Here is a 25,341-nt window from a genome sequence, read left to right on the forward strand (position 1 = left end):
GTGATATAATATAATATCTGGAAGTTAATATGTGTTAATACTAGCTTTTGTGAGCTAATATAAAAAAAGATGTAGGTGTACCTGCCGCGTAGTGCCTTGCATATACATCACGCCTATGCCACAACCTTTACGGAGACTAGAACCAGGAACAAATCAGCATGGTCAATCAGAACTTAACCGCTACAGAAATTGGATTCACTCACGAAGATTTCGCTGCTCTACTTGATAAGTATGACTATCATTTTAGCCCTGGGGATATTGTCCCAGGTACAGTTTTCAGTATAGAGCCGCGCGGCGCTCTGATTGACATAGGTGCTAAAACAGCAGCCTACATACCTATACAAGAAATGTCTATTAACCGGGTCGATGCCCCGGAAGAAGTTTTACAATCCAACGAAACCAGAGAATTTTTCATCCTGACCGATGAAAACGAAGATGGTCAGCTAACCCTTTCCATTCGTCGCATCGAGTATATGCGGGCTTGGGAACGTGTGCGGCAGTTACAAGCAGAAGATGCTACTGTTCGCTCCGGTGTGTTTGCTACTAACCGCGGTGGTGCATTAGTCCGCATTGAAGGATTACGCGGCTTTATCCCCGGTTCTCATATTAGTACCCGCAAAGCCAAAGAAGAATTGGTAGGCGAAGAACTACCATTAAAATTCCTAGAAGTGGACGAAGAACGCAACCGCCTAGTTCTCTCCCATCGTCGAGCACTGGTTGAGCGCAAGATGAACCGCCTGGAAGTGTGCGAAGTGGTCATCGGTACGGTTCGTGGTATCAAACCCTACGGTGCATTTATTGATATTGGTGGTGTGAGCGGACTGCTACACATTTCGGAAATCTCCCACGAGCATATTGATACACCTCACAGCGTATTCAATGTTAATGATGAAGTTAAAGTCATGATCATTGATTTGGATGCAGAAAGAGGTCGGATTTCCCTGTCTACCAAGCAGCTGGAACCAGAACCCGGTGATATGATTAAAAACCGTGATTTGGTTTATGATAAAGCCGAAGAAATGGCGGCTAAGTATCGCGAACAGATGTTAGCTAAACAGCAAGGTATTACCGCTGCGCCTACCGAAGCTGAGGAGGTTGTGGCTGCTGAGGAGGCGATAGAAGCTACAGCAGAAGCTCCATCTGCAGAAGAAGTATCAGATGTAACTACAATAGATGCGGAAGCCCCAGTAGCAACTGATGTTGAAGACGAGATTCCAGCCGTTGTTGAACAGGAATGATTTGCTCAGTTCCTTTCATTAATGCTTTTGTTAAAACAAGGTAAAAAAAAATCCTGCTCACGAAAGTCTAAAACATAAAGCCGAGAACCAAGGTCTTGTTACAGACTTATATCCAGGAATTTTTTAACAGGTGCGCGCTTAATTTATCTGGAGTGCATTGCTTGATACCCCTTGGTTGAGAAACAATCTTAAGTTATGTATTTGTTAGCCTTAGTGAGCAAAAAAGTATCGGTTAAAACCTGTTGTCTCAGATGACCAAAAGTGCAGGACTCCCATAATTATGGGAGTTTTTTACTATATTCCCTACTACAAACTGTTTATATGAGGTGAAATGGCTTGGTAAATATTAAATGTAGAAATATCAGTTTTGATCAGATCGAGGCAATTTTTTTTGATAAAAATGGTACATTGGAAGACTCAGAAGCCTATTTGCGATCGCTCGGACAAAAAGCAGTGCGGATCATAGACGCGCAAATACCCGGTATTGGCGAACCTTTATTAATGGCTTTTGGTATCAACAGCGACACCCTAGACCGGGCAGGTTTAATTTCGGTAGCTAGTCGCAGGGAAACAGAAATCGCAGCAGCTGCATATATTGCCGAAACTGGTAGAGGATGGTTTGAGTCTTTAACAATCGCTCGCAAATCCTTAGAGGAAGCGGAAAAATATCTCAGTACCACGCCAGCGCCACTATTTCCAGGTACTTTCGAGCTATTAAAATCCTTATCAGCCGCAGGAATCAAACTGGGGATAATTTCCGCCGCCACCACAGCGGAAGTCCGTGATTTTGTCACAAGATACCAATTAAATGATTACATCCAGGTACAAAAAGGAGTAGATGACGGACCGAGTAAACCAGATCCCATCTTGTTTTTACAGGCTTGTCAGGCTTTGGGGGTGGAACCTGGTCATAGCTTGATGGTAGGGGATGCGATCGGTGATATGCAAATGGCGCGTAATGCTCAAGCCGCCGGTTGCATTGGTATTACCTGGGTGGGTCAATCAGATCATGTCCGGGGTGCGGATGTGGTAATTAATCAACTAGATGAAATTCAAATTTTGGCAGATTGAGTCATTATTAGGGTATGAAAGCGCAGGGATTTTGCCAGAAGATGCGACTATTTCCCCCTTGGCGTTTCCTGATTTACAAATTCTTGTTTTAGAAATGCTACCACCAATTCAGTAATATTTCTGATTAAATCTCAGATGGTTTAGCAAAAATTGTCAGCAAAACTGGACCTAATAAATACTGGTGAGTCACACACAATAATCCCGCCGATGAGCCAAAAACTTCACGTTGTTGAGGACTATAAAATCTCATCCTCCCATCAGACATTGGTAACACTTGGGGCGCTGTCTGTTTTTTGGTGGTAATGTCCACTAAATAGAACCGCCCTCCCGCAGAAAGCACCCGCGCTACTTCCCTTAGTACCTGCTCAGGTTCCAAATAGTGTAAGAAGCTGATAGTGCTAAATACAGCATCAAACTCACCTTCACCAAATGGTAAAGATTCCGCTTGACCTTGAATATAAATTAAACGTGGACGGTGGCGATCGCTCTGTCTGGCTATCCGCAACATTTCTGGAGACAAATCTAAACCAGTACCACTCACATCAGGAAACTCATTTAGTAATCGTTCCAGAAGTTTTCCAGTTCCACAGCCCATATCAAGTATATTAGCCTTCCGGGGTAAATCCACATACTCCAATAACCGCTTGTGGATAGCTTGGTAAATTACCGAAGGAAACAGCCAATCATAGCTGGGAGCCCATTGATCAAAAAGGCGCTTTTTGTTGCTCAAAAACTTAGAAGTCATACATCAATCACCCTTGTATCTGGTTAAAACTCAAAGGGAGTAACCCCTCTCAAGTGTTACTCAAGTTCAGGGGTAGATGCAACGAGTGGGGAAAACATCACTAATTATCCGAATTTGACTCATAGTACTTGAAGAAATAACTAATTACAGATAAGAATCGATAAATCTGCACTTGTTTGATTTAAATCATGATTAGCTATATTAGGATGCACAAGGCCGCATCTAGACACAACATATCAGACCAAAACTATAATGACCTATCTAGAAACAGCAGCACAGTTTTACAGTCAAGTTGCACAAACACCAGAAGTGGGACTGTGTTGTGTCCAAACTACACCCGTGCAACTCCCAGGGCTGAAAATTCCCCGGGAAATGCAGCAAATGAACTATGGTTGTGGTACCACCGTTCACCATAATGAACTTTCCAACCAACCCACGGTGATGTATGTCGGTGTGGGTGGTGGGTTGGAAGCACTGCAATTCGCCTATTTTTCTCGTTATCCAGGTGCTGTAATTGCCATTGAACCAGTTGCAGCTATGCGAGAAGCCGCAGCACGTAATCTAGAAATTGCTGCTAGAGAAAACCCCTGGTTTGACCCCAGCTTTGTAGAAATTCGGGAAGGCGACGCTTTTAATTTGCCCGTAGGTGATGCTAGGGTCGATATTGTGGCGCAAAATTGCCTTTTTAACATTTTTGAGCCAGAAGACTTAAGCCGTGCTTTAAAAGCCGCATATCGAGTTTTAAAATCAGGTGGACGCTTGCAAATGAGCGACCCCATTGCTACCCGTGCAATTCCTGCTCATTTACAACAGGATGAGAGACTACGTGCTATGTGTTTATCCGGGGCGCTCACTTATGAGGAATATAGTCAAAGTATCGTTAATGCCGGTTTTGGTCAAATTGAAATTCGCGCCCGCCGCCCTTACCGTCTGCTAGATTCCCACACTTACAACATAGAAACACATCTCCTGTTAGAAAGTCTTGATTCTGTTGCTTTTAAAGTTGATATTCCCGAAGATGGCCCTTGTATATTTACAGGGAAAACGGCAATTTATGCTGGTATAGAATCTTGTTTTAATGATGGGGATGGACATCTGCTACAGCGTGGTATTCCCGCAGCCGTCTGTGATAAAACGGCTGCTAAACTGGCCGCCTTCAAGCCAGCAGAAATTTTAATCACCGATTCTACCTGGCACTATAGCGGTGGTGGTTGCTGTTAACTCTGAACACCCCAGAAATGTTAATAATTAGTTTATTTTTGGCTACGCTTTTTTTAGCTTATTCCCATGGAGCAAACGATAACTTTAAAGGTGTAGCAACACTGTTTGGTAGCTGTACAATCAGTTACCAAACAGCAATTTTGTGGGCAAGTTTTACAACTTTTGCTGGTGCTCTAGCTGCGGTTTTCTGGGCAAGTACATTAGTACCAAGGTTTACTGCTCAAGGTATATTTCCAGATGCGATCGCTAATGCACCAGAAATCCATTTAGCTGTAGCCATCACCACCGGTTTAACCTTGCTATTTGCTGCCATCACAGGATTTCCCATTTCCACAACTCACACTATCACAGGTGCTATACTGGGGGCAGGGTTAGTGGCTATTGGACTCAAGGTTAACTTTGCAGTTTTGGGCAGCTTATTTATTTTACCCCTCTTTCTCAGTCCTATTATTGCTATTTGTTTAGCAGCAGTAATTCATCGATTCTTCCAATACATCGGTTCTAAAGTTCACCTGCAACCCGACGAAAAAATAGTTAATATTTGCCACTTGATCAGTGCAGGTATTATCAGTTTTACCAGAGGTTTAAATGATACTCCTAAGATTGTTTCCCTCATTTTAATTATTGATTATTTTTCGGTTCAAGGAGGAATGTTAACCATAGCAATGGCCATGGGACTCGGTGGTTTACTCAACTCCCAAAAAATTGCCGAAACTATGGGCGAAAAAATTGCCGACATCAATCATAACCAGGGACTATCTGCAAATATAGTAACTGGGATTTTAGTAATAGCCTCTAGTTATTTTGGTCTGCCTATTTCCACTACTCAAGTTTCAGTTAGTTCTATTTTTGGTGTAGGACTGATTGACAGCCAATCTAATTTCCGCGTCTTTGGTCAGATTTTATTATCGTGGGTTTTAACTTTACCCATTGCCATGATGATTAGTGGAATTATTTACAGATTATTACAATAATAGTAAAAAGTACTATAAGTTAGATAAAATTTCGATAAACCATAATAATATGAACTAATTGGGAAATATAAAATCATGTCAAATATTCAAACAAATATATTTACACCAGTCATAACATCATTTAAAAATAAACTTACTTATCCTCTGACAAAAAAAAGTATTTCTGTTCTCCAAATTAATTTAGGTCGGCGGTGTAATCTTGCTTGCACTCACTGTCATGTCGAAGCGAGTCCGAAACGTGTAGAAGAACTTTCTCCCGAAATTTGCCAACAGTTAATTACTTTAATCCACCAGTTCCCGGAAATTGAGATTGTAGATTTAACTGGTGGCGCTCCAGAAATGAATTATGGATTTAAGCCCTTGGTAGAAGCGGCAAACTCTACAGGTAAGCAGGTGATTGTCAGGTCTAATTTAACAATTTATTTTGAAGAGGGTTTTGGTGATTTACCAGAATATTTTGCCAAACACCAAGTAAGAGTTGTTGCTTCTTTGCCTTGCTACATGGCCGATAATGTTGATAAAATGCGCGGTCATGGTGTTTTTGATGCTTCAATTACAGCCTTACAATGGCTGAATAAAGTCGGTTACGGCAAGAAATCTGATTTAATTTTGGACTTAGTATATAATCCACCTTTACCCACTAGCGAAAAGTTCTCTTTAGCCCCTGAGCAAACTAAACTAGAAGGAGATTATAAAAGGTTCTTGCAAGAGCATTTTGATATTGTGTTTAACAACTTATTTACCATCACTAATCTACCGGTTGGCAGAACTAAAATATATTTAGAAAGAAAAAGTCTGCATACTAGCTACTTACAGTTTTTAGAGTCCCATTTTAATCACAGTACAGTTGAGCACTTAATGTGTGGTAATGAACTGTCGGTTGACTACCTCGGTAATGTCTATGATTGTGATTTTAATCAAATGATGAACCTACCAGCTAAAACTGGTAATGGTGAATCATTAACAGTCAGTAAATTGCTAGAGTCTGGAACTTTAGACTTAATTACTGAAATTCAAACAGCTAACTATTGTTATGGCTGTACTGCTGGCTGCGGTTCAAGTTGTGGTGGGGCTTTGATTGAATAGAAATGTAAAATTGTATTTTGATTTACTTAAAAATTACCGATAATAATTGTAATTTTACTTACTTTTTTGGTGAAACTTCTGTATATTAAGGTATGATGTCACAGACACTAAAGAAATGAGTAGAATTGTAATTAACGATACTACTCTCCGGGATGGAGAGCAAGCCGCTGGTGTGGTGTTTGACTTACAAGAAAAAATAGCGATCGCCCAATTACTGGATGCGATTGGAGTTCATGAGCTAGAAGTTGGAACCCCGGCCATGGGTGAAACAGAACAACAAGGCATAAACAAAATTGTCAACTTAGGTTTACAAGCTCAACTCCTGGGTTGGAACCGCGCCGTAATTTCCGACATTCAAGCTAGCATAGATTGTGGTTTGCAGCGAGTGCATATATCCATCCCTGTATCAGCAATTCAAATAAATGCTAAATTTCAGGGTAAATGGCAGTTAGTTTTACAAAAACTGCGAGACAGTATCAACTTTGCCCTTGATCATGGACTGTTTGTTTCCGTAGGTGGGGAAGATGGCTCTAGAGCGGAAGAAAAATTCCTGTTAGATGTAGCACTTGATGCTCAAGAATGTGGCGCATCAAGGTTTCGTTTTTGTGATACAGTGGGAGTCCTGGATCCTTTCAGTACTTACACGCAAGTTAAAAAATTAGTAAACGCATTGTCTATACCTGTAGAAATGCATACCCACAATGATTTTGGTTTAGCCACAGCCAACACTCTAGCCGGGATCAAGGCGGGTGCTTTATCAGCAAATACCACAGTTAATGGTTTAGGTGAAAGAGCAGGAAATGCTGCTTTAGAAGAAGTTGTTATGGCTCTCAAACACATCCATAATAGTAATTTAGGCATTGATACTGCTCACTTATGGGAAATATCCCGACTGGTAGCATCAGCATCAGGCCACAATGTACATCCCTGGAAAGCAATAGTGGGGGAAAATAGTTTTGCTCATGAATCAGGTATTCATGGTCATGGTGTACTGCAAAACCCTCATACTTACGAACCCTTTGCTCCCGAAGAGGTAGGTGGGGAGAGGCGTTTACTTCTGGGTAAACATTCTGGCAGGCATTTATTATTAAACTTGTTGCAGCAGCATGGTATTTCTCTAAACCCAGAAGCAACGAAATCTGTTTTAGAGGCGGTGCGACAAGCGTCTATGGATCACAAACGGAGTTTAACTACCCAAGAAGTCTTGGATTTAGCACAAACACACCAGTAGACTCAATACTTGGGCGGATATTTATGATAATTGCTGTTAAACATCAAAGTAGTCACTACCAGAACCATATTTCCAAGCATCAACTAAACGATGCCAATAATATTGTTGTTCTGCGGGTTGATTGTTAATCCATGTTTGTAATATGGGGGTTAACTGAAATAAAGCAGTGTAAACCCCTAAATTAGTGTAATGTACTATCCAGTCCACTAAGCTGAGTATACCAACTTGTGGAATAATTTTAGCCACTAATAGCGGATGCAATAAACCAGTTTTTAACAGTGTTTTTGTCAGTCCTGAAAATTGCACCACATCTTGCAAAAATGGTTTCAAAACTGGTGTCCCTAGTTGTTGCATTTCCTGAAACACAGACCGGAGTAGTTCGTTAATTTGCTCTGGGGGGATTTTCTGATTTACACCCACACTCATGGCTTTTTGAAACAACCAAGTTACTGTGAGATTTGGTTGATAAGGTTGCAGCAGCGCTAAGTTTTGGGCGGATAATTGATTAGTTTGCAGTGCTTCATGAATCCCAAATGTTAACCGCTTGAGGTGACGTATCATCGCCCCAAAGCCGCCAAAACTTAGGGGAGATTGACTACCACTGCTGTCTCCCACGGTTAACAGGCGGTTCCAAGGGGTTTTAATCGGACTTTCCCGATAGCTGGGAAAGAAGCCAAACAGCGCTCGTTGAAATTGCAATTGGTTTAATTCCACACCCTGATATTCTGGTAGTAGTCGCAGATATTCCTCGAATAATTCGGCTAAACTCAAGCGCTGTGGTTCTGCATCCATATAGGTAAATAAGTAAGTGGTTCTACCGTCTTTGGCTGGGAAAGCTTCCCAAAAGTATTGACATTGATTTTCTAAGGATGTGAAGGAAAATAATAAGTCGCCAGTGGTACTTACTGGGAAACCTTGGGCGCAAGTTCCTACTACTAAGCACAAAGCATCTGGTTTTTTACCTTGGCGTGCTTGTCTGGTAATGGGAGAAAAGTTTCCCATAGCATCGATTAATAACCTAGTTTTATATTGGTTATTGACTATGACTCCCTCTGGATGAACTATAGCTTGAGTGAAGGGTGTATTTTCTAATAACTTACCCCCAGCAGCGATAAATCGGTTTTTTAATGTATCTAGTAGGTAAACTGGATCTACGCCGATATTTAAGACATCTTCTACCCAGATTTGGGTACCACCGGCAAAACTTACTCGTGCTGGGTTATATTTAGTAGCGATCGCCTGTTCTAATTCTGCGGTACTCAGTAGGTTTAATTCTAGAAATACTTGCAATTCGGGGCGGGAAATATTCCACTCTTGTACTCTCCCCCGTAAAATTCCCCTTTCTATTAACGCTACCCGCAGTCCCTTTACTGCTAAGGCGCAACCAATTAAAATCCCTAAAGTCCCACCACAGACAATTACATCCCAGTCTACAGCTTCTAATGGTTGCTGACTGTGTTTAACTACTGTGGGGACTGGTGCTGTATTTTCTCTCAAAGATTCTAGCAGGCGATCGCCTTGACGTAAAGCTCCCAGAACATCACCTGGTAATTGAGAGAGAATTTTTTCAGTTAAAGATGGGGACATATAAAGTTGATGTCAACAGACTACTAATATTCATCCTATCTTTGACTGGCTGAAAACCCCTGACAACAAAGTGGTTGCGTATTCACGACATGCAAACACAAACAAGTAATAAAAGTTGATTTTAGGTAACCTCATGTCCGCTGCTGTCATAACTTTAGAAACTCAAACAGACCAGTCTCACAAGTTAATTATCCACCCTCCCTCTACTGGTCTATCTTTACAGGGTTGTATTCGTGTCCCGGGTGATAAGTCCATATCACACCGTGCTTTAATGTTAGGAGCCATCGCCCAAGGTGAAACCCAGATTGAAGGGCTGCTTTTAGGCGAAGACCCCCGTAGCACTGCTAGCTGTTTTCAAGCTATGGGGGCGCAAATTTCTGAACTGAACACCGAATTAGTCCGGGTTCAGGGGATTGGTTTGGGACAACTGCAAGAACCAATGGATGTGTTGAATGCTGGCAACTCTGGTACTACACTCAGACTGATGTTAGGGCTTTTAGCATCTCATCCAGGGCGGTTTTTTACGGTTACAGGTGATAGTTCTTTGCGATCGCGCCCGATGTCCCGTGTGGTTCAACCATTACAACAAATGGGGGCGGAAATTTGGGGGCGTAAGGGTAATTCTTTAGCACCCTTAGCAATTCAAGGTCAAGCCCTCAAACCGATTCATTATCATTCTCCCATCGCCTCGGCCCAAGTTAAATCTTGCCTATTACTTGCAGGTTTATTAACGCCAGGACAAACCACCATCACAGAACCCGCTCTTTCTCGTGACCACAGCGAGCGCATGTTACGGGCTTTTGGTGCTGAACTCACTATTGACCCAGACACCAATAGCGTCACTTTGAAGGGACCTGCCCAATTACACGGACAAAAAGTTATTGTCCCCGGGGATATCAGTTCCGCAGCCTTTTGGTTAGTAGCTGGGGCAATTGTACCTGATTCTGAATTACTGATAGAAAACGTCGGTGTTAATCCCACGCGCACGGGGATATTAGAGGCTTTAGCACTCATGGGAGCCAATATTCAACTGGAAAACCAGCGGGAAGTCGCTGGGGAACCGGTTGCAGATTTAAGAGTGCGTTCGAGTGGTTTAAAAAGCTGCACCATTGCGGGGGATATTATTCCCAGAATGATTGATGAAATCCCTATCCTAGCAGTGGCGGCAGTATTTGCCACAGGCACAACCATTATTCGCGATGCAGCGGAATTACGAGTCAAAGAAAGCGATCGCATTACTGTGATGGCGCAGCAACTCACTAAAATGGGCGCAAAAGTTAATGAATTACCCGACGGTATGGAAATTACTGGCGGTACGCCCTTGGTCGGTACTGATGTGGATAGTCATACAGATCATCGCATTGCCATGAGTCTGGCGATCGCATCTCTGGTTTCTACTGGGATCACCACCATTCACCGCGCTGAAGCAGCAGCCATTTCTTACCCTGACTTCACAGCCACACTTACAAAAGTGGTGTGTTAGTTTGCGAGTTAAGCAGGGGATAATTTCCTACTATCTATACTATAAACACAGATAAATTATCTGTGTTTATCTTTGATATAATGTTCTTTTAACTACTTCATTGCCATTATGAGGGGCATTAAAATCAATTGCAAGGCATTTTGGTACAATCCGAGTCAGGACGACCCCAAGAAATATACAAAACCATGGCTATTAAAACTTGGGATGGTTTTCACCACAAACGGAGCGCAAAAAAAAGGCAATTATCCCTACTCGTTGCTATTTAAAATTTTTGGGACTTTAAAAAATTCCCCTTCTTGTTCCGGCGCACTATTAAGAATGGCTTCTCGCTCAGGATATGGTTCTAACTCATCTTTTCGAGTCACATTACTAACATCAATCGCCCTTGTGGTCGGCGACACATCAATCACATCTACTTCATTCAACTGTTCCACGTATTCCAGAATACTTCCCAGTTGGGTGGTAAATTTCTCCTCCTCTTGTGCTGTTAATTCTAACCGAGCTAGAAGAGCTACTTTATGAACTTGTTCCCGATCAATCATGGTTCCTCAATGGTTAATTTTTTTTCTTATGCTCAATGGGAGAGACAAACCCGCCCCGCCTCCCTTGTGGAGGTGGGGGTGAGTTTCTTGGTATTGGGTTTGGCAAAGCTTTAACCCAACCTAGAGAATATTAAAAGAATACGTCAATTTGCATACGTCCGGTAGTTTTCAGCCAGTTCTGGGCTTCAATGTAATTATTGGGAGCCATGCGGATGGCTCTAATCCAATAATCTGCCGCTTGATCAAAAAATGCCTCGCCAGCGTCATTATCCCCAGCTTCTTTGGCCTTTTCACCTTGATAATGGTAAATCACCGCAATGTTATTCAAGGCTTGGGGTAAACGCGGATTTAATTCAATCGCTTGGTGATACATTTTTAAAGCTGTATCGTGGTCACCATTACTGGCATAGATTAGCCCCATATTGTAATGAATATACGCGCGATCATTACTGTCTTCCTCTAGTGTCAGCGCTTCTTCATAGTACTCTAAGGCTTCAGCATATTCTCCTTCAGCCTGGGCTGACATCCCATCTCGGTAATACACAAATGCTTCTTTAGCTTTCCTGTTGGTGGGGAGGATTTTCAGGATGATATCCGCCATCACTGTAAAGGATTTGTCAATGAAATTATCGTTTTTCTGTGTTCTTGGCATATTTGCCTCTATGGTTATTGGGATGATGAATTGGTTTGACTAATTCATTAGACGCCATTGTTAAAATTGTACAAGATTTAATTTCCTTACCTTGAGAGTTTTTCTGTAGAGGTGGCCATCTTTCCCACAACCCCCATTCCAAGAGCTTTTTATCTCAAAGCCGAAAATGAAAACCATCGGCTACCACTAAATCACGCCAGTCCTTAAATCCTAAAGTAAATATTCCACATATACTCTGCTGTTCATACACTCAAGAAAAACGCAATAATACTATTTTTATAGTATTTGGAAATTTTTTATATAATTTATTTGTGTGTGAATATCCTGCATATTTAGCAAATATATCCTGTTTTTCCTAGTCCTTTGGGTAATATATATTATTTTATTAATATCGACATGAGAATGATTAAATTGTATGATTTCTTACCATCTGGCAATAGTTACAAGGTTCGACTTTTATTAACCCAAATGGGTATGCCATTTGAAAGAGTGGACATTAATATTTTGAAAGGAGAGTCTCGCACAGCAGAATTTTTAAGTAAGAATCCTAACGGGAAAATACCAGTTTTAGAAATTGATACTGGTAAGTATTTAGCAGAATCAAATGCTATATTAATGTATTTGAGTGAAGGTACAGAATTTTTACCATATGATCGCTTTTTAAGATCGCAAGTATTGCAATGGTTGTTTTTTGAACAATCTAGTCATCAACCTTTTATCGCTAAATCAAGATTTTGGCTCTCTATTTTAGGTAAACCTGAGGAATATCGCACAGCTATAGAACAACAACGTGACCCTGGGTATGCAGCACTAAAGGTTATGGAAAATCATTTGATGACTCATGAGTTTTTTGTGGGCGAGCGTTATACAATTGCCGACATTGCCTTGTTTGCTTATACTCATGTGGCACATGAAGGAGGTTTTGATTTGAGAAATTTCCCCGGTATCAAAGCGTGGATCAAACGAGTAAAATCTCAATCTAGATATATTACCATTACACAAGATATCAATTTTATTGAATAGAAAACTCACTGGTAGATTGTACTAGATATAACAATAAAGCAATTAATTATCTGTATCAATTTCAATCAGCTTTTGCCGAGAGGATAACCCAGATTTAATACTAATCCGAGATTTTGATACCTTAAACTTTTCCGCTAAGAGTTTAATTAATTCCTCATTGGCTTTACCATCTACTGGGGGTGACTTTAATTTGACAGTCAAACTCCCGTCACTTTGTTCTTCAATTTTTTGTTCTTTACAATTAGGTTTAACTTTAACTCTTCTTTGCATATCCAATTATTGTTAGTTATATATAGCATTTCCCATGCTCGTGAGGTACAAAGTTGTTTAGTTTCAGGGAACAGGGAATAGGCAATTGATGTGTACTTCATTAGCCTGAAAAAGGCTTTATCCTATTTATAATATATAGTTACGAGTCCTGTTTCCTGATGGCGAGCAAAATAGCCAAGATGAGAGCTGACAAACCTTGAGGAGTGATTGAATTCAGAATCTCTGTGTATTTAGACCCACAAGTGTCAGGAGGATTAGTTATTAACCCTCCATCACAAAGAACTAGGGATATCTTCTGCTACCAGCACCTACTACACCAATTTTGTGCCGATAGGAAAGTTCAGCCCCAAACCAACCAGTGATACTTGTGAGCGTACCCACAACTAGGGACACGAAGAATCCCCAAGGTAATATTCGGGCTTCAGCATCGCCCAGACGTAAAATTAAGTTGATGGATGTTAACGCTAAAATAGTTACATTAAGAATTAAGTGCATCCAGCCGGCGGTGCGCTTGCGAACACGTTCAATTTTCAAAAAGTCACTCATCCCTGTGATGGCGGCGATGAGTCCTCCTATAAGTCCGAGTCCAATTAACCATAGTGACGCTCTAGCCCAGAAAAAATCATTAGTTAACCAATAGGCGAAGTCACTCCCCAGTCCGCCAGTTAAAAAGGCTATGGGAAAAATCATTGTTACGGGGTGTAAAGGATGTCCAGCGATCGCCACTGTGCTAGGTACACCGCTATCTTGATACTCTCTGTTGTCGCTTTCAATAATTGGTGGGATATTTGGAAATGGTGTGGAATTGGATTCTGTTCCTGTACTTTCCATGATTTATTATCCTATTTTTACCTAAAATAAATTTGTTGAATATGAGCCGGTATATGTAAGGTTAATTTCTCAGATTTGATGTTTATTGAGTGAGAAGTTATGAAAATAACTTTATCCCCAACATCAAAATTAATTCTCTGGCTTGGTTAAATGTCTGAATATACCTATCCATTAGGATGCTCTAGTATTATTGGAGAAAATCTATTTCAGTATCCTTGAGTCAATTTATAAAAATTGCCAAAAATTTTTATCTTCCCTGTGGGGTATTTACAGCTATACAGTTATATTTCCCCAAGTATAATTATAATCTTTTTGTATATATATAGCAATCCTAAATGATTCATGAACAATTTCTGTTCCCTGTTCCCTTTCCTCACTCATAATTTCTCAAGTCAAATAGGATGACTATATCTGATTTTTATATCTTGAGTGGTGAAGGCGATCATTCAAAAGAAAGATGTAATTTACATAAATTATATGTCACTCTTAGACAGACTAATAATACGAAATAATTTCAGAGGAGAACTGGAGATGGTAACGACATTAGATGATACCAAACGAAATGCTATCGGCATAAAATTGGCAAGTATGCAACTAATTCAACAGTTGCTTATAGAAAATGAGCAACTGTTTTTGACGCAATCAACTGATGTGGAAATATCTGAACTTCTCCGGAAGATGCTAGAAGATGACCAGAAAAATAAAGGGGTTCTGGAAACTACAATTATTCAGTATGGCATCCGAAAAAAACCAGAACCAATGGTTCAAGAAATGTGTAATCAAGTCCGGGAATTAATGCAGGGATCTCAATTGAGTTTTTATGAAAAAATATTTCAACATGAATTATTAAAACATCAACAGGTAATGTGTGGTGTACTGATTCACAAGGCGGCTCAAAAGGTTGGTGCTGATGTCATGGCCGCCATTAGCCCTTTGAATACGGTTAACTTTGAAAACCGCGCTCACCAAGAACAACTCAAAGGTTTTTTAGAGGTTTTAGGTGTGCGTGAACTGACTGGACAAAATGCAGATCAAGGGATTTGGGGACGAGTTCAAGATGCGATCGCAGCCTTTAGTGGTGCAGTAGGTAGCGCGGTTACCCAAACCAGTGACAAAAAAGATATGAATATCCAGGATGTTATCCGCATGGATCACAATAAGGTGAATATCCTGTTTACAGAATTACTACAAAGCAACGATCCCCAAAAGATTCAGGAGTATTTTGGTCAAGCTTACAAAGACCTGACGACTCATACTGAAGCTGAACAGGAAGTTGTTTACCCCAGAGTACGTTCTTTCTATGGTGACTCCGACACCCAAGAACTTTATGATGAACATGCTCACATAAAACGGCTGTTAGAAGAAATCCGCGCTATTAATCCCTCAGATGCAGAATTTAAAGATAGAGTCAGAAATTTGATGGATATTGTCGGCGATCATATTCGTCAAGAAGAAACCACAATGTTTGCTGCTATTCGTAATAACTTGAGTACTGAACAAACTGAGCAACTGGCGACACAATTTAAAGCCGCTAAAAGCCAAATTCAAGCAAGATTGGGGGGTAGTACAACTGGAGCGAATGTTTAGCTAAATCGCCCTCATTCATTGATGAAGGTGATTAAAAGGATTTGAAACCCACTTGCGTGGGTTTTACTATGTTGGGGTATGTCCGGGTACAGGCTGTTTTTGTTGCAGTTTTATCTTTTTTGGCAATACTTATAAGCAGCATAAGCCATCGTTACAACCCCGGTGATAATCGCTGATTCATCGACTTCAAATTCTGGATGGTGTAGTGGGTGATTAATAATTCTATCTTTGTAGCCTACACCTAAGCGAAACATCGAACCGGGAGCGTGTTCTAAATAGACAGAGAAGTCTTCAGCACCTAGAGAAGGCTCAGGTAAAACTTGGACGCGATCGCTACTCCAGGCTTCCTCAGCTGAAGATTGCAACAATTGGGTAATGGCATAATCATTCTGCACACTAGGGACACCTTGACGATAATTAACTTGATAACGCGCCCCAAAAGAATGGCAGACACTCGCCACAATATTTTCAATCCAATTGGGGAGTTGACTCCGGGTTTCCGGATGTAGCGATCGCACTGTTCCCAACAACTGTACTTGGTCAGCAATCACATTTGGCGCTCTCCCCCCCGTAATTTTCCCTATACTCAAAACCACAGGACGTAGAGGATTCTGTGTGCGGCTAATAGCTTGTTGTAACGCAGTAATCACCTGTGAAGCAATCCAAATTGCATCAATGGCTTCATGGGGACGCGCCCCATGGCCAGATTCTCCCATAATGATAATTTCTAAATCATCAGCCGCCGCCGTCAACGCACCGTAACGTACACCAATAGATCCAGCGGGGATAGAGGGGAAAACATGAACACCTAATACAGCCGTCACCTGGGACATTGCGCCGTCCTTGACCATCCAGGTTGCGCCTTGAGCAATTTCCTCAGCGGGCTGAAATAAAAACCGCACCTTAGCGCCCAATTCCTCGGCTATTTCGGAGAGCACCATTGCTGTTCCTAAACCCACTGTGGTATGAACATCATGACCGCAAGCGTGCATCACACCTTGTACACGAGAAGCATAATCTAAATTTGTCCGTTCTTGAATTGGCAAAGCATCCATATCAGTACGAATTGCCAATAAACGCTCATCTATCCCAGTATTTTGTAGTTCTCCCATCACCCCAGTTTTACCAATTCCCTCCTCTACATGGAGACCACTAGAAGACAACACACCAGCCACAAAGGCAGATGTTTGGTATTCCTGACCGCTGAGTTCTGGGTGAGAGTGGATATGGCGACGAATTTCAATTAAGCGGGGCGCTAATGTTGCGACTAAGTCTTTAATACGGGTTAGCATTACTCTATTTTATGTGACAGGCTTTGTTTCCATCATAGAGAAGTGTTCCCGAACAAAATGCTTTTCCTCTACAGCTACAATGTGAGGATAGGGTTGTCTAACATGAGGATTAAAGTGTCATTAAATATACTAATTTTCACTAGAACAAAAATGTAACCTATTGATCAAGAAACTATAAAAATCTCAGAAATTTACTTCAAGGACTATACAAAATTGGATTTAGGCTTTAAAATACTTATCTATTTATCTTATCGAAAAAATGGGTTTAAAACCCCGTTGTTCTACGACGGCTTTTTTGATTCTTGGAAAAAAACTTGCCTAAAAAACAACAAAAAGCTAAAATGCAATAGTCGGCATGGGGCATCGGCACGACTTTAAATGGACAGGGAGTGACTATAAGACTGCTTCGGCAGGGAGTTACTGTGAACTGTCAAGAATCACCGATATTCAAGATCGGTGAGTATGTCAACGTAAGGCACTATACTGAAATCCTTATAGAGTACCACATATGTGATACCCCTGGCTTTCTTTTCGTTTCGGCTAGGGGTATCTTGTTTTAGGCGTGGGCAAAATCCCATCTCTACCCCACCCCGTTAACGCCACCCCAACCAGCGCAAACCGGGGACAATCAGGTAATAACTCACCCCTAACCAAAAGCTCATTAACAGACCTACCAAACTCAAAAAAACAATGGGCAGGTATGATGTTAAAAAGATGGACTGACCAGAAAATTCAAAAACAGTAGTTGGGAAACCAAAAATAATTAACAGTGCAAAGACAATTGCAGTACCCAATGTAGCCACCACAGCATGAACTATGTGATGGCTGCGAAAGTCTATACTCAAGGTCAATAGAAAAACCGCAACTAAAATTACTGTCAATAGTCCTTCACCGCTATCTTTGGGTGTGATGAATTGCCAAACTAACCAACTAAACCCATAGCTGATCATACCCATGAGCGATGCTACTAAAAACCGTTTTCGTTGACCAAAACATCCCGATATGGTTAGTCCCCATGCGGTTCCCCAACCGGCGCCAACAAACACTATCATTTCTGTGGCTACCATAGCTTGAGTATTAGTTACTAATTCCGGTAGCTGACGCAAAATATATTCTGAAACTTCCTCGCCTAATACCGTACGATAAGCTACAAATAAACCAATAATCGTACCTAGGCAAGTGCCAAGGCTAGTTAGTAGCATAGCCCAAATTGTCGCCCCACAAGCTTGTAAAACCTTGAGAATTGCTTGCGCTATCAAAACAATTGTTTTACCTATGGCATTGGTGAGATGATTGAATAGATTCTTAATGGCCTGTATTAAAAGTATAAACTTAGCGGCAACTTTTGCTGCTCCTTGCTCCACAGATTCCTGGATGTGGGAAAATAAGCTAGTCCCGGAAGATTGGTGGATAATCTTATTTAATCTTTTCTGAATAATTCCTGCATTTCCTGGACGCGATCGCACATCTTCTAGTACCATTTCATCTAGTAAATCTGCCAGTTGCGGATTAACTTTTATCTGATCTCGCCACCGCAGCACACCAGTTTGAGGATCTCGTAATTCCAGCGGATGCTTACCCGTAAGTAATTCAATCATCGTTTGACCAAGGGCATAAAAATCAGCCCCAGGACTAATATTACTACCGGTCACCTGTTCTGGGGGACTGTAACCAGAAGAATATAACTTAGTTGAACTGGACTCTCGACGTACCTTAGCGGTGTTAAATTGTTTGACCCCGCCGAAATCAATCAATACCAGTTCTTCCTTGCTTCCCCCCGGAGTCAGGGTAACAGTGGGGGAGGAAGTTCGTAACATCAAATTAGAAGGTTTGATGTCGCGATGAATAATCTGGCGTTTGTGCAGTTCCTGTAAAATATTTATAGCCTCAGACAGCCAAGTTAACACCCGATTCTCTGGACATCCTTGAGGATAATTTTGTTGTATTACCTGTTCCAAAGTCAACCCGTTAATTTTTTCCATCACCAGACAAGCTAGTTGACGCGGTTTAGAATTGGGTACATTGACTTGAAAATAACCATCAGATTCTACCCTGGGAATACCCGGATGCCGCAACTTAATTAAAACCTCGGCCTCTTGTCTAAATAATTCCAGTGCTTTTGGTGAATTTTCTACCAAAACTTTGAGTACTTTTTCCGTCTGGGTCTTCTGATCCCAAACTGTGTAAATTTGCGCGAATCCTCCCGCACCCAAGGGTTGCAGAGGCACATAACGGTCTAACATCCGTAGCAGTGTGCCACAACTGTTACAAAACTTATTGCCCCAAGGTTGAGGATAAGGACGTTTACATTCAGGATTTATGCAGTGAACCGCATTCTTAGTGATGTCGGGCACATTTGCTATGATACAGAGACTGAATTGATTTTAACCCATTACTGCCCACGATAGGCAATGCGCAGGCTTTGGAATAGAATCACCAGAGATGCGATCGCCATCAACCCACCCCAAAACCAGTAAGGTAAAAGTAGATACCTTTGCATTTGTCCCGTATCAGAAATTCCTAATGATCCGGCACTGTAGCTAAATAAATAATTCAGTTGGTGGTACGTACTGACACAAGCTTGTACACCCAGAAATTGAATAGCAAATCCCTGTACCCACTGGGGAGCTTTCAGGGATATTCCCAGAATAGTTAAACCCAATATGGGAACCGCCAGCAATCCAAACCCAGAACCCACCCAAAGTAATGTGGAAAGTAACAGAACCCCACTCAGTATCTTTAAGCTCAGGGAAGCAGTGGTAAAATTACGTGAAGCCAGAATCAAACCAGCACCGGCAATAGGTGGACCCATGGGACCGGCGGCGGCGACTAAAGCCGAACCAATTGGCCATAGAGCTTGGGAGATGCTATAACTAGCAACGCCCGAACCATTACTAAAAATTTGTAATTGATGAAACCGTCCTCCTAACAGCATAGCCATCAATCCGTGACCCATTTCGTGGAACCAAGTTGCCAGGATACTAAAAGGGTATAAAATATAATCACCTGCCGGAAGTTGCCATAACAGGATAGTCACTATCGCTGCTGTAATTAGCCAAGTTAGTCCCATAGGTTCTACTACGGGCGGAGCAACGCGTGTCAGCTTTGGTAAAAAATCTTTTCCTGGTTCCTTCATAGGTAAATTTTGGTAAACATCCGTCCCTGGTTTGATGTGGATAATTTACTCATCCGAGAACAGTTCTCGGATGGCAAAAATCAGTTAGGCAAGTTGAAATAGAAACGTGACTAAATCTCCCTTACCCAGACTGATGCGATCGCCTGGTCTGAGGCGGTGTCGGTTACCGGGTAATAAGGGCGAGTTATTAATGTAAGTCCCATTAGAACTTCCCACATCTTCTATGTAGTGAAAATCTCCCTCAACGCGAATATCTGCATGTATCCGCGAGACAATTTCCGAATTGGAAAATCCGGAAACATCAATATCTGGGGGAATCCGGTCATTGGGTTTGCCGATATGAATCACAGATAGACCTTGTGGTAATTCAATTTCGCGATCGCTCTGGACGTGGAATAACCGTGCAGTTACCTGCTGTAGTTGCGTCATAGAAGGGTATGGCACGGGTGCGGGTGCTGGTGCGGTTACCACGGGTGCGGGTTCGGGTTCGGATACCACGGGTGCTGGTGCTGGTTCGGGTACCACGGGTGCTGGTTCGGTTACAGCTGTTGAAATTATCGTTGGTGGTAGGGGTGAAGTAACCGGCTGATTGGTGTTGGGGTCTGGGTTAGTTCCCAAAGCATCTGGTTGTGAAACTTCTAAAAGGGGATCAGGCTGTACTAACCGCGGTACTTCTACTGGGATGTTGGGAATTGCCACAGATGCTGGGGTAGCTGCTCCATTAGAATGCAGGTTATAACCGCATTGACCGCAAAAAGCAGCATCAGCCTGGACAGTTGCGCCACAGTTGGGACAGTGACCAATGGTTGGTAACGGCGTATAACAGGCTTCACATTGGACAGCGCCGTCTGGATTGGGGTGATTGCAATTAGGACAGACGATCATCGATTTAGGTCCTTGTTCAAGATCATCGTAAGATACTATTCGTAAACATACAAAACACTGCAGACACCAAGATTGTGGAACAGTGTCACACACAAAAGCGGCTAGGAACAAGCCTGAATCTCCCGGCGATTAGAGGTTCGCTCAGGAAAAAACTCTAGCTTGCGATGGTAATCATTACTCCTGATGGGAAAGTCAATCTGGGAGTTCTCATAGCTAGCGTGGTAGAGCCATACCTGCGGCTGCATCCAGCAACCACCACAGTTCGCCTTGGGGTTTAATCAAGCGGGATGGATAAGTAAAATCATCAGCCACGGGGGCGAAGACTTGAGCTAGAGCTGGTCGTTTATTAGCACCAGCAACCATAAAAATTACACTGCGAGCAGCGTTAATAAATGGGTATGTGAAGGTTATGCGGGGGTTTCCGTCTTTGTTACCCACTGTAATCAAGCGGTCATGGACTTTTAAAGCCGCGGTCTGGGGAAACAAAGAAGCGGTATGTGCATCATCACCCATTCCTAGTAATATCACATCTAAAGCAGGAAACTCGTTGGCGGGAGAATTGAAAAATTCTCGCAGATGCTGTTCATGTTTGGTGGCTGATAGGGCTGGATCTCCGTCTAAAGTGGGTATAGCGTGAATATTAGTGGTAGGGATATCAACATGATCTAACCACGCACGCCGTGCCATCAGTTCATTGCTATCAGGATGATCTGGGGGTACATAACGTTCGTCTCCCCAAAAGACATGAATTTTATCCCAAGGGAGTTTTTGACTAGCTATCGCTTCGTACAATGGCTTCGGTGTACTACCACCAGCTAGGGCGATGGTAAATTGTCCGCGTTCCTTAATGGCGGTTGACAACTTGGATAGAATCAAGTCTAGCGATCGCGCCACTAAGTCCGAAATACCCGGAAGAACTTCAACCTTGTTATTCATAGTTTAATCATCATATCGCCCACTTCTGTGCAATACCATAACTAATTTATGACTATTGCCCTTTTTAACTTTTGAAACTTTTAAGGAATTCCCACGGAATTTCCCATTTGCCATGGGATGGGCTACTTAAGCTGTACAGGGACAAAGGCTGATCACCTTATACACAGGCGATTAATTACATCTCTACTTGACTGGTAACAGTTGCTCCCAGTCTGAGATTGCCTCTCTCTGAAATATTAACAGTTGCTGAATGCCTTTTTCCGCAAAATCTAGTAGGTGATTTAACTGAGTCCGACTATAACTGCCTTCTTCTGCTGTACCCTGAATTTCAATTATACCCAGATCTTGGTTCATAACCACATTAAAATCTACTGTTGCCGCCACATCCTCAATATAGTCTAAATCTAGATATGGCTCGCCTTGCAATAAACCCACGGATATTGCTGCTACTTGTCCAGATAAAGGCGATCGCTCTAATACACCTTGCTGCAACAATTGAGAAACTGCATGAGCTAAAGCCACAAACCCCCCTGTAATCGCTGCTGTTCTAGTTCCAGCATCCGCTTGTAAGACATCAGCATCCACAGTCAGGGTTCGTTCTCCCAAGGCCTCAAAATCAATTGCTCCTCGTAGGCTACGTCCAATTAAACGTTGAATTTCCTGAGTTCGTCCAGACAATTTCAACAATTCCCGAGCTTGCCGTTCTTGTGTAGCTGAAGGCAACATTCTATACTCTGATGTCAACCAACCTTTGCCAGTTCCCGCTAAAAACTTAGGCACACCTTCACTCACACTGACAGTACACAGTACCTGAGTGTCTCCAAATTTTGTGAGGACTGAACCGGGAGCAAAGCGGGTAAAACCCCCATGAAAGCTGATAGGACGGACTTGATAGGGTTCTCGACCATCGGGGCGTTGCCAAACCATGAGAATTACCTCAGAAATTTTATACAGACTATACTGCCTATGGCTACGCCACGCAAGCTATCAGATTAGCAGATACAATCTTTCATGGTCAAAATCTGTTATATTTTAGTGCGTTGATAGGAGTTTTAACTTTGTATAAACACAGAAGAAATCGAACTTATCCCAGTCCTTTTTTTTCTAGTAATTACTATAATTATGCCAGTAGATTTTACTAATGTGTGTAAAATTTTCTAATCTTTGCTATTTTTTTAACTGATTTATGATTGCCCAATTAGAAACTCCCAGCGCCAATTCAACCCTCAGCTTACCCTATCCAGTGGCGGGATTAGTACAAGTTTTTACTAGTAAAAAACGTATTTTTTTTACTAGTGTCATAGCCCAAGCCCTGAGAATCGCAGGTCAAGGTACACCAGTATTAGTCGTACAATTTCTCAAAGGTGGTATTCGTCAAGGTCAAGAGCGCCCCATTCAATTAGGGCAAAATTTAGATTGGATTCGCTGTGATGTCCCCCGCTGCATCGACACACCCCATCTAGACCTTGCGGAAGGGGAAGCTTTACAAAAGTTGTGGCAATATACGCAAAAAATAGTAAGTGCGGGTAAATATTCTCTTGTGGTTTTAGATGAATTAAGTTTAGCAATTAATTTTGGCTTAATTCCCGAAACTGAGGTTTTGGAATTTCTCGCACAACGCCCGGCTCATGTTGATATTATCCTTACAGGAACAGAGATGCCAAAATCCCTGTTAGATGTAGCAGACCAAATTACCGAAATCCGTCGTAGTCATCGACCTTAACCTGATACCCCAGGCTTATCCACGTCTCGAAGAGGTAAGCGAAATGATTGTTGATGTTTGTAGATTTATTTACACAGAGGTCAAACGTGCTGAAAAATGATAAATGGATTATCGAACAAGCCAAACTAGGAATGATTTCTCCATTTGAAAATTCTCTAGTGCGCCAGGTTGAAGATAGGCGAGTCATTAGTTATGGCTTGTCTAGCTATGGCTATGATTTAAGATTAGCTCCCACAGATTTTCGTATTTTTAGACACATTCCAGGTACTATTGTTAATCCTAAGCGGTTTAATCCTGAGAACCTAGAATCGATTCCACTACAAACCGATGAAGATGGATCATTTTTTATTATTCCCGCCAACTCTTACGCCTTGGGTGTATCCCTGGAAAGATTGCGCATTCCTCCGAACATCACAGTTATTTGTATCGGAAAATCAACTATGGCGCGTTGCGGGATTATTGCTAACATAACTCCTGCTGAAGCCTCCTGGGAAGGTTTCTTAACTCTGGAATTCAGCAATGCTTCTAGTGCTGACTGTCGCATCTACGCTAATGAGGGTGTGTTGCAGCTCCTATTTTTGGAAGGTGAACCATGTCAAACAACCTACGCGGAACGCTTTGGTAAGTATCAAAATCAAGCCCAAACTGTAACCATTGCCAAGGTTTAGTTTCCACAATTACCGCTCAAAAATTCACAATTTTTGAGCAGGAATCAAAATTGAGTAATATTTAATCTTTAGTCGGAGACAGTGCCATCCGGAAGGATAGCATTACGAAAATTCGCTCCTTCCAGGTTGGCATTGGTCAAATTTGCTGCTCTTAAATTAGCACGATCTAAATCGGCTTTGTGCAGGTTGGCTCCTTCCAAGTTAGCGCCTTCTAAATTTGCAGATGTCAGATAGGTTGTACTTAAATCAGCATTACTCAGATTTGCGGCTTCTAGATGTGCTTTATGCAGATTGGCTTTACTGAGATTAGCACCGCTAAGATCAACTTGATTTAAGATTAATCCACCTAGATTAGCCCTGCTTAAATCTACCTGTGCAAAATCTCGTTCTCCTGCAGCGTAACGTCGCAGAAAATTATCTACGTCCATAAATATCTACCTCAATACTTATGCAGCACGGCGAGAAGTTAACAAGTTCCACAATAAAATAGCAATAATTGAGCCAATTATTGCTAAGATAATGCCTGTAGCACTAAGAGTAGGAGCCGCTAGAGCAAATCTACCTGTAGCAAAGAATATGCCAAAGCTACCACCGATAAAAGCACCGATAATACCCAGTAAGATTGTTCCTAAGATACCACCACCTTGATGTCCTGGGTAAATCGCTTTAGCAATAGCTCCAGCAATTAGACCTAAAGCAATCCAAGCAAGAATGTTCATGATTATTAATTTAGTAACTATTATTACTTACAGACATAGGTTAACAATTCAACCGTGGGCATTAAATCTGTCATCAGAACTAATTATTGAGAGCTTCAAGAGAGTATTTGCGTGAGTAGCACTTCTTTTGGTCTATACCTGTTTGGGTAAAACAACCAGATGAGACCTAGAGAGTAGTAGCCTAGTTGATAATTAAATAGACAAACCTATACACTTACCTACAAACCTATAAGTGCATTTATGTTTAAACCTCATGAGTTTGCAAAGAAAATTGGGGTGTCAGTCAAGACATTACAACGATGGGATTCAGTTGGGAAACTTCCTGCTAGGATGTGAAATTATTGTAGCCAATCAAGAATCACTATCTCCGCAACAGGAATTAGTCGAGGACTTAATGGCAATCATTCATTGTTTTTCTTGTCGATTGTACGGGTTGAGAAA

26 protein-coding genes and 1 pseudogene are annotated in these 25,341 nt (G+C 41.8%); 13 read left to right on the forward strand and 14 right to left on the reverse strand.

What is annotated here, in order from left to right; genetic code table 11:
• Window positions 1–158: 158 nt before the first annotated feature.
• The 3 genes from PN447_RS08020 (at window position 159) to PN447_RS08030 (ending at window position 2,424) form a co-directional block, all read left to right on the forward strand.
• A complete protein-coding gene (locus tag PN447_RS08020) occupies window positions 159–1,238 on the forward strand; it encodes a 30S ribosomal protein S1 (RefSeq protein ID WP_271762204.1) in 1,080 nt (359 codons plus the stop codon).
• Between the two features lie 336 nt (window positions 1,239–1,574).
• The gene (locus PN447_RS08025) at window positions 1,575–2,309 is read left to right on the forward strand and encodes an HAD family hydrolase (protein ID WP_271762205.1); all 735 of its coding nucleotides are present in this window, start codon (window positions 1,575–1,577) and stop codon (window positions 2,307–2,309) included.
• Window positions 2,284–2,424 (forward strand): hypothetical protein, encoded by a 141-nt coding sequence (locus PN447_RS08030; RefSeq protein ID WP_334311087.1) that lies wholly within the window; start codon window positions 2,284–2,286, stop codon window positions 2,422–2,424. The genes PN447_RS08025 and PN447_RS08030 overlap by 26 nt, the downstream gene beginning before the upstream one ends.
• 9 nt (window positions 2,425–2,433) lie before the next feature.
• On the opposite strand, the gene PN447_RS08035 is transcribed toward PN447_RS08030, so the two are convergent.
• The gene (locus tag PN447_RS08035; protein ID WP_271762206.1) at window positions 2,434–3,054 is read right to left on the reverse strand and encodes a class I SAM-dependent methyltransferase; all 621 of its coding nucleotides are present in this window, start codon (window positions 3,052–3,054) and stop codon (window positions 2,434–2,436) included.
• Between the two features lie 252 nt (window positions 3,055–3,306).
• On the opposite strand from PN447_RS08035, the gene arsM reads away from it, so the two are divergent.
• The 4 genes from arsM to nifV all read left to right on the forward strand — a co-directional run bounded on the left by arsM (window position 3,307) and on the right by nifV (window position 7,566).
• On the forward strand, window positions 3,307–4,275 hold the full coding sequence (gene arsM, locus PN447_RS08040; RefSeq protein WP_271762207.1) for an arsenosugar biosynthesis arsenite methyltransferase ArsM: 969 nt from the start codon (window positions 3,307–3,309) through the stop codon (window positions 4,273–4,275).
• 17 nt (window positions 4,276–4,292) lie between these two features.
• A complete protein-coding gene (locus PN447_RS08045; RefSeq protein ID WP_442867087.1) occupies window positions 4,293–5,249 on the forward strand; it encodes an inorganic phosphate transporter in 957 nt (318 codons plus the stop codon).
• A gap of 75 nt (window positions 5,250–5,324) precedes the next feature.
• A complete protein-coding gene (gene arsS / locus PN447_RS08050) occupies window positions 5,325–6,335 on the forward strand; it encodes an arsenosugar biosynthesis radical SAM (seleno)protein ArsS (RefSeq protein WP_271762209.1) in 1,011 nt (336 codons plus the stop codon).
• A 115-nt stretch (window positions 6,336–6,450) separates the two neighbouring features.
• Entirely contained in the window at window positions 6,451–7,566 is a 1,116-nt protein-coding gene (nifV, locus tag PN447_RS08055) for a homocitrate synthase (RefSeq protein WP_271762211.1), read from the forward strand.
• A gap of 36 nt (window positions 7,567–7,602) precedes the next feature.
• Here the strand turns inward: nifV and PN447_RS08060 are convergent, their stop codons facing one another.
• Window positions 7,603–9,153, reverse strand: coding sequence for an FAD-dependent oxidoreductase (locus PN447_RS08060; RefSeq protein ID WP_271762212.1), 1,551 nt, complete (start codon window positions 9,151–9,153; stop codon window positions 7,603–7,605).
• 133 nt (window positions 9,154–9,286) lie between these two features.
• On the opposite strand from PN447_RS08060, the gene aroA reads away from it, so the two are divergent.
• Window positions 9,287–10,636, forward strand: coding sequence for a 3-phosphoshikimate 1-carboxyvinyltransferase (aroA, locus tag PN447_RS08065; protein WP_271762213.1), 1,350 nt, complete (start codon window positions 9,287–9,289; stop codon window positions 10,634–10,636).
• 248 nt (window positions 10,637–10,884) lie between these two features.
• Here the strand turns inward: aroA and gatC are convergent, their stop codons facing one another.
• On the reverse strand, window positions 10,885–11,178 hold the full coding sequence (gene gatC / locus PN447_RS08070) for an Asp-tRNA(Asn)/Glu-tRNA(Gln) amidotransferase subunit GatC (RefSeq protein WP_271762215.1): 294 nt from the start codon (window positions 11,176–11,178) through the stop codon (window positions 10,885–10,887).
• Between the two features lie 130 nt (window positions 11,179–11,308).
• Entirely contained in the window at window positions 11,309–11,830 is a 522-nt protein-coding gene (locus PN447_RS08075) for a photosystem I assembly protein Ycf3 (RefSeq protein ID WP_271762216.1), read from the reverse strand.
• Window positions 11,831–12,226: 396 nt separating this feature from the next.
• Between PN447_RS08075 and PN447_RS08080 the strand changes: the two genes are divergently transcribed.
• Window positions 12,227–12,853 (forward strand): glutathione S-transferase family protein, encoded by a 627-nt coding sequence (locus PN447_RS08080; RefSeq protein ID WP_271762217.1) that lies wholly within the window; start codon window positions 12,227–12,229, stop codon window positions 12,851–12,853.
• A gap of 42 nt (window positions 12,854–12,895) precedes the next feature.
• Here PN447_RS08080 and PN447_RS08085 read toward each other — a convergent pair whose 3' ends face one another.
• Both PN447_RS08085 and PN447_RS08090 read right to left on the reverse strand, forming a co-directional pair.
• Complete coding sequence (locus tag PN447_RS08085; RefSeq protein WP_271733933.1) at window positions 12,896–13,123, reverse strand: DUF167 domain-containing protein; 228 nt, start codon at window positions 13,121–13,123, stop codon at window positions 12,896–12,898.
• Between the two features lie 282 nt (window positions 13,124–13,405).
• The gene (locus tag PN447_RS08090) at window positions 13,406–13,954 is read right to left on the reverse strand and encodes a DUF2231 domain-containing protein (RefSeq protein WP_271762218.1); all 549 of its coding nucleotides are present in this window, start codon (window positions 13,952–13,954) and stop codon (window positions 13,406–13,408) included.
• Between the two features lie 531 nt (window positions 13,955–14,485).
• On the opposite strand from PN447_RS08090, the gene PN447_RS08095 reads away from it, so the two are divergent.
• Window positions 14,486–15,541 (forward strand): hemerythrin domain-containing protein, encoded by a 1,056-nt coding sequence (locus PN447_RS08095; RefSeq protein ID WP_271762219.1) that lies wholly within the window; start codon window positions 14,486–14,488, stop codon window positions 15,539–15,541.
• 110 nt (window positions 15,542–15,651) lie between these two features.
• On the opposite strand, the gene PN447_RS08100 is transcribed toward PN447_RS08095, so the two are convergent.
• The 6 genes from PN447_RS08100 to rph all read right to left on the reverse strand — a co-directional run bounded on the left by PN447_RS08100 (window position 15,652) and on the right by rph (window position 22,717).
• On the reverse strand, window positions 15,652–16,833 hold the full coding sequence (locus PN447_RS08100) for a M20 family metallopeptidase (protein ID WP_271762220.1): 1,182 nt from the start codon (window positions 16,831–16,833) through the stop codon (window positions 15,652–15,654).
• 593 nt (window positions 16,834–17,426) lie between these two features.
• On the reverse strand, window positions 17,427–19,187 hold the full coding sequence (locus PN447_RS08105; RefSeq protein WP_334311088.1) for a protein kinase domain-containing protein: 1,761 nt from the start codon (window positions 19,185–19,187) through the stop codon (window positions 17,427–17,429).
• A gap of 38 nt (window positions 19,188–19,225) precedes the next feature.
• Window positions 19,226–19,969, reverse strand: coding sequence for a M50 family metallopeptidase (locus tag PN447_RS08110; protein WP_271762221.1), 744 nt, complete (start codon window positions 19,967–19,969; stop codon window positions 19,226–19,228).
• Window positions 19,970–20,053: 84 nt separating this feature from the next.
• Complete coding sequence (locus PN447_RS08115; protein ID WP_271762224.1) at window positions 20,054–20,854, reverse strand: FHA domain-containing protein; 801 nt, start codon at window positions 20,852–20,854, stop codon at window positions 20,054–20,056.
• Between the two features lie 213 nt (window positions 20,855–21,067).
• Window positions 21,068–21,790, reverse strand: coding sequence for a 6-phosphogluconolactonase (pgl, locus tag PN447_RS08120; RefSeq protein ID WP_271762226.1), 723 nt, complete (start codon window positions 21,788–21,790; stop codon window positions 21,068–21,070).
• A gap of 183 nt (window positions 21,791–21,973) precedes the next feature.
• Window positions 21,974–22,717, reverse strand: a complete 744-nt coding sequence (gene rph / locus PN447_RS08125; RefSeq protein WP_271762228.1) for a ribonuclease PH — start codon at window positions 22,715–22,717, stop codon at window positions 21,974–21,976.
• A 259-nt stretch (window positions 22,718–22,976) separates the two neighbouring features.
• Between rph and PN447_RS08130 the strand changes: the two genes are divergently transcribed.
• Window positions 22,977–23,513, forward strand: coding sequence for a P-loop NTPase family protein (locus PN447_RS08130; protein WP_271762229.1), 537 nt, complete (start codon window positions 22,977–22,979; stop codon window positions 23,511–23,513).
• Between the two features lie 86 nt (window positions 23,514–23,599).
• A complete protein-coding gene (dcd, locus tag PN447_RS08135) occupies window positions 23,600–24,181 on the forward strand; it encodes a dCTP deaminase (RefSeq protein ID WP_271733923.1) in 582 nt (193 codons plus the stop codon).
• Window positions 24,182–24,249: 68 nt separating this feature from the next.
• Here the strand turns inward: dcd and PN447_RS08140 are convergent, their stop codons facing one another.
• Entirely contained in the window at window positions 24,250–24,609 is a 360-nt protein-coding gene (locus PN447_RS08140) for a pentapeptide repeat-containing protein (RefSeq protein WP_271762231.1), read from the reverse strand.
• An 18-nt stretch (window positions 24,610–24,627) separates the two neighbouring features.
• On the reverse strand, window positions 24,628–24,900 hold the full coding sequence (locus PN447_RS08145) for a GlsB/YeaQ/YmgE family stress response membrane protein (protein ID WP_271762233.1): 273 nt from the start codon (window positions 24,898–24,900) through the stop codon (window positions 24,628–24,630).
• Between the two features lie 328 nt (window positions 24,901–25,228).
• On the opposite strand from PN447_RS08145, the pseudogene PN447_RS08150 reads away from it, so the two are divergent.
• Window positions 25,229–25,341 (forward strand): annotated as a pseudogene (locus PN447_RS08150) (IS607 family transposase); the annotation flags it as partial.

It is taken from the genome of Anabaena sp. CS-542/02 (assembly GCF_028331085.1).
In the GTDB taxonomy this organism is placed as follows: domain Bacteria; phylum Cyanobacteriota; class Cyanobacteriia; order Cyanobacteriales; family Nostocaceae; genus Anabaenopsis; species Anabaenopsis arnoldii.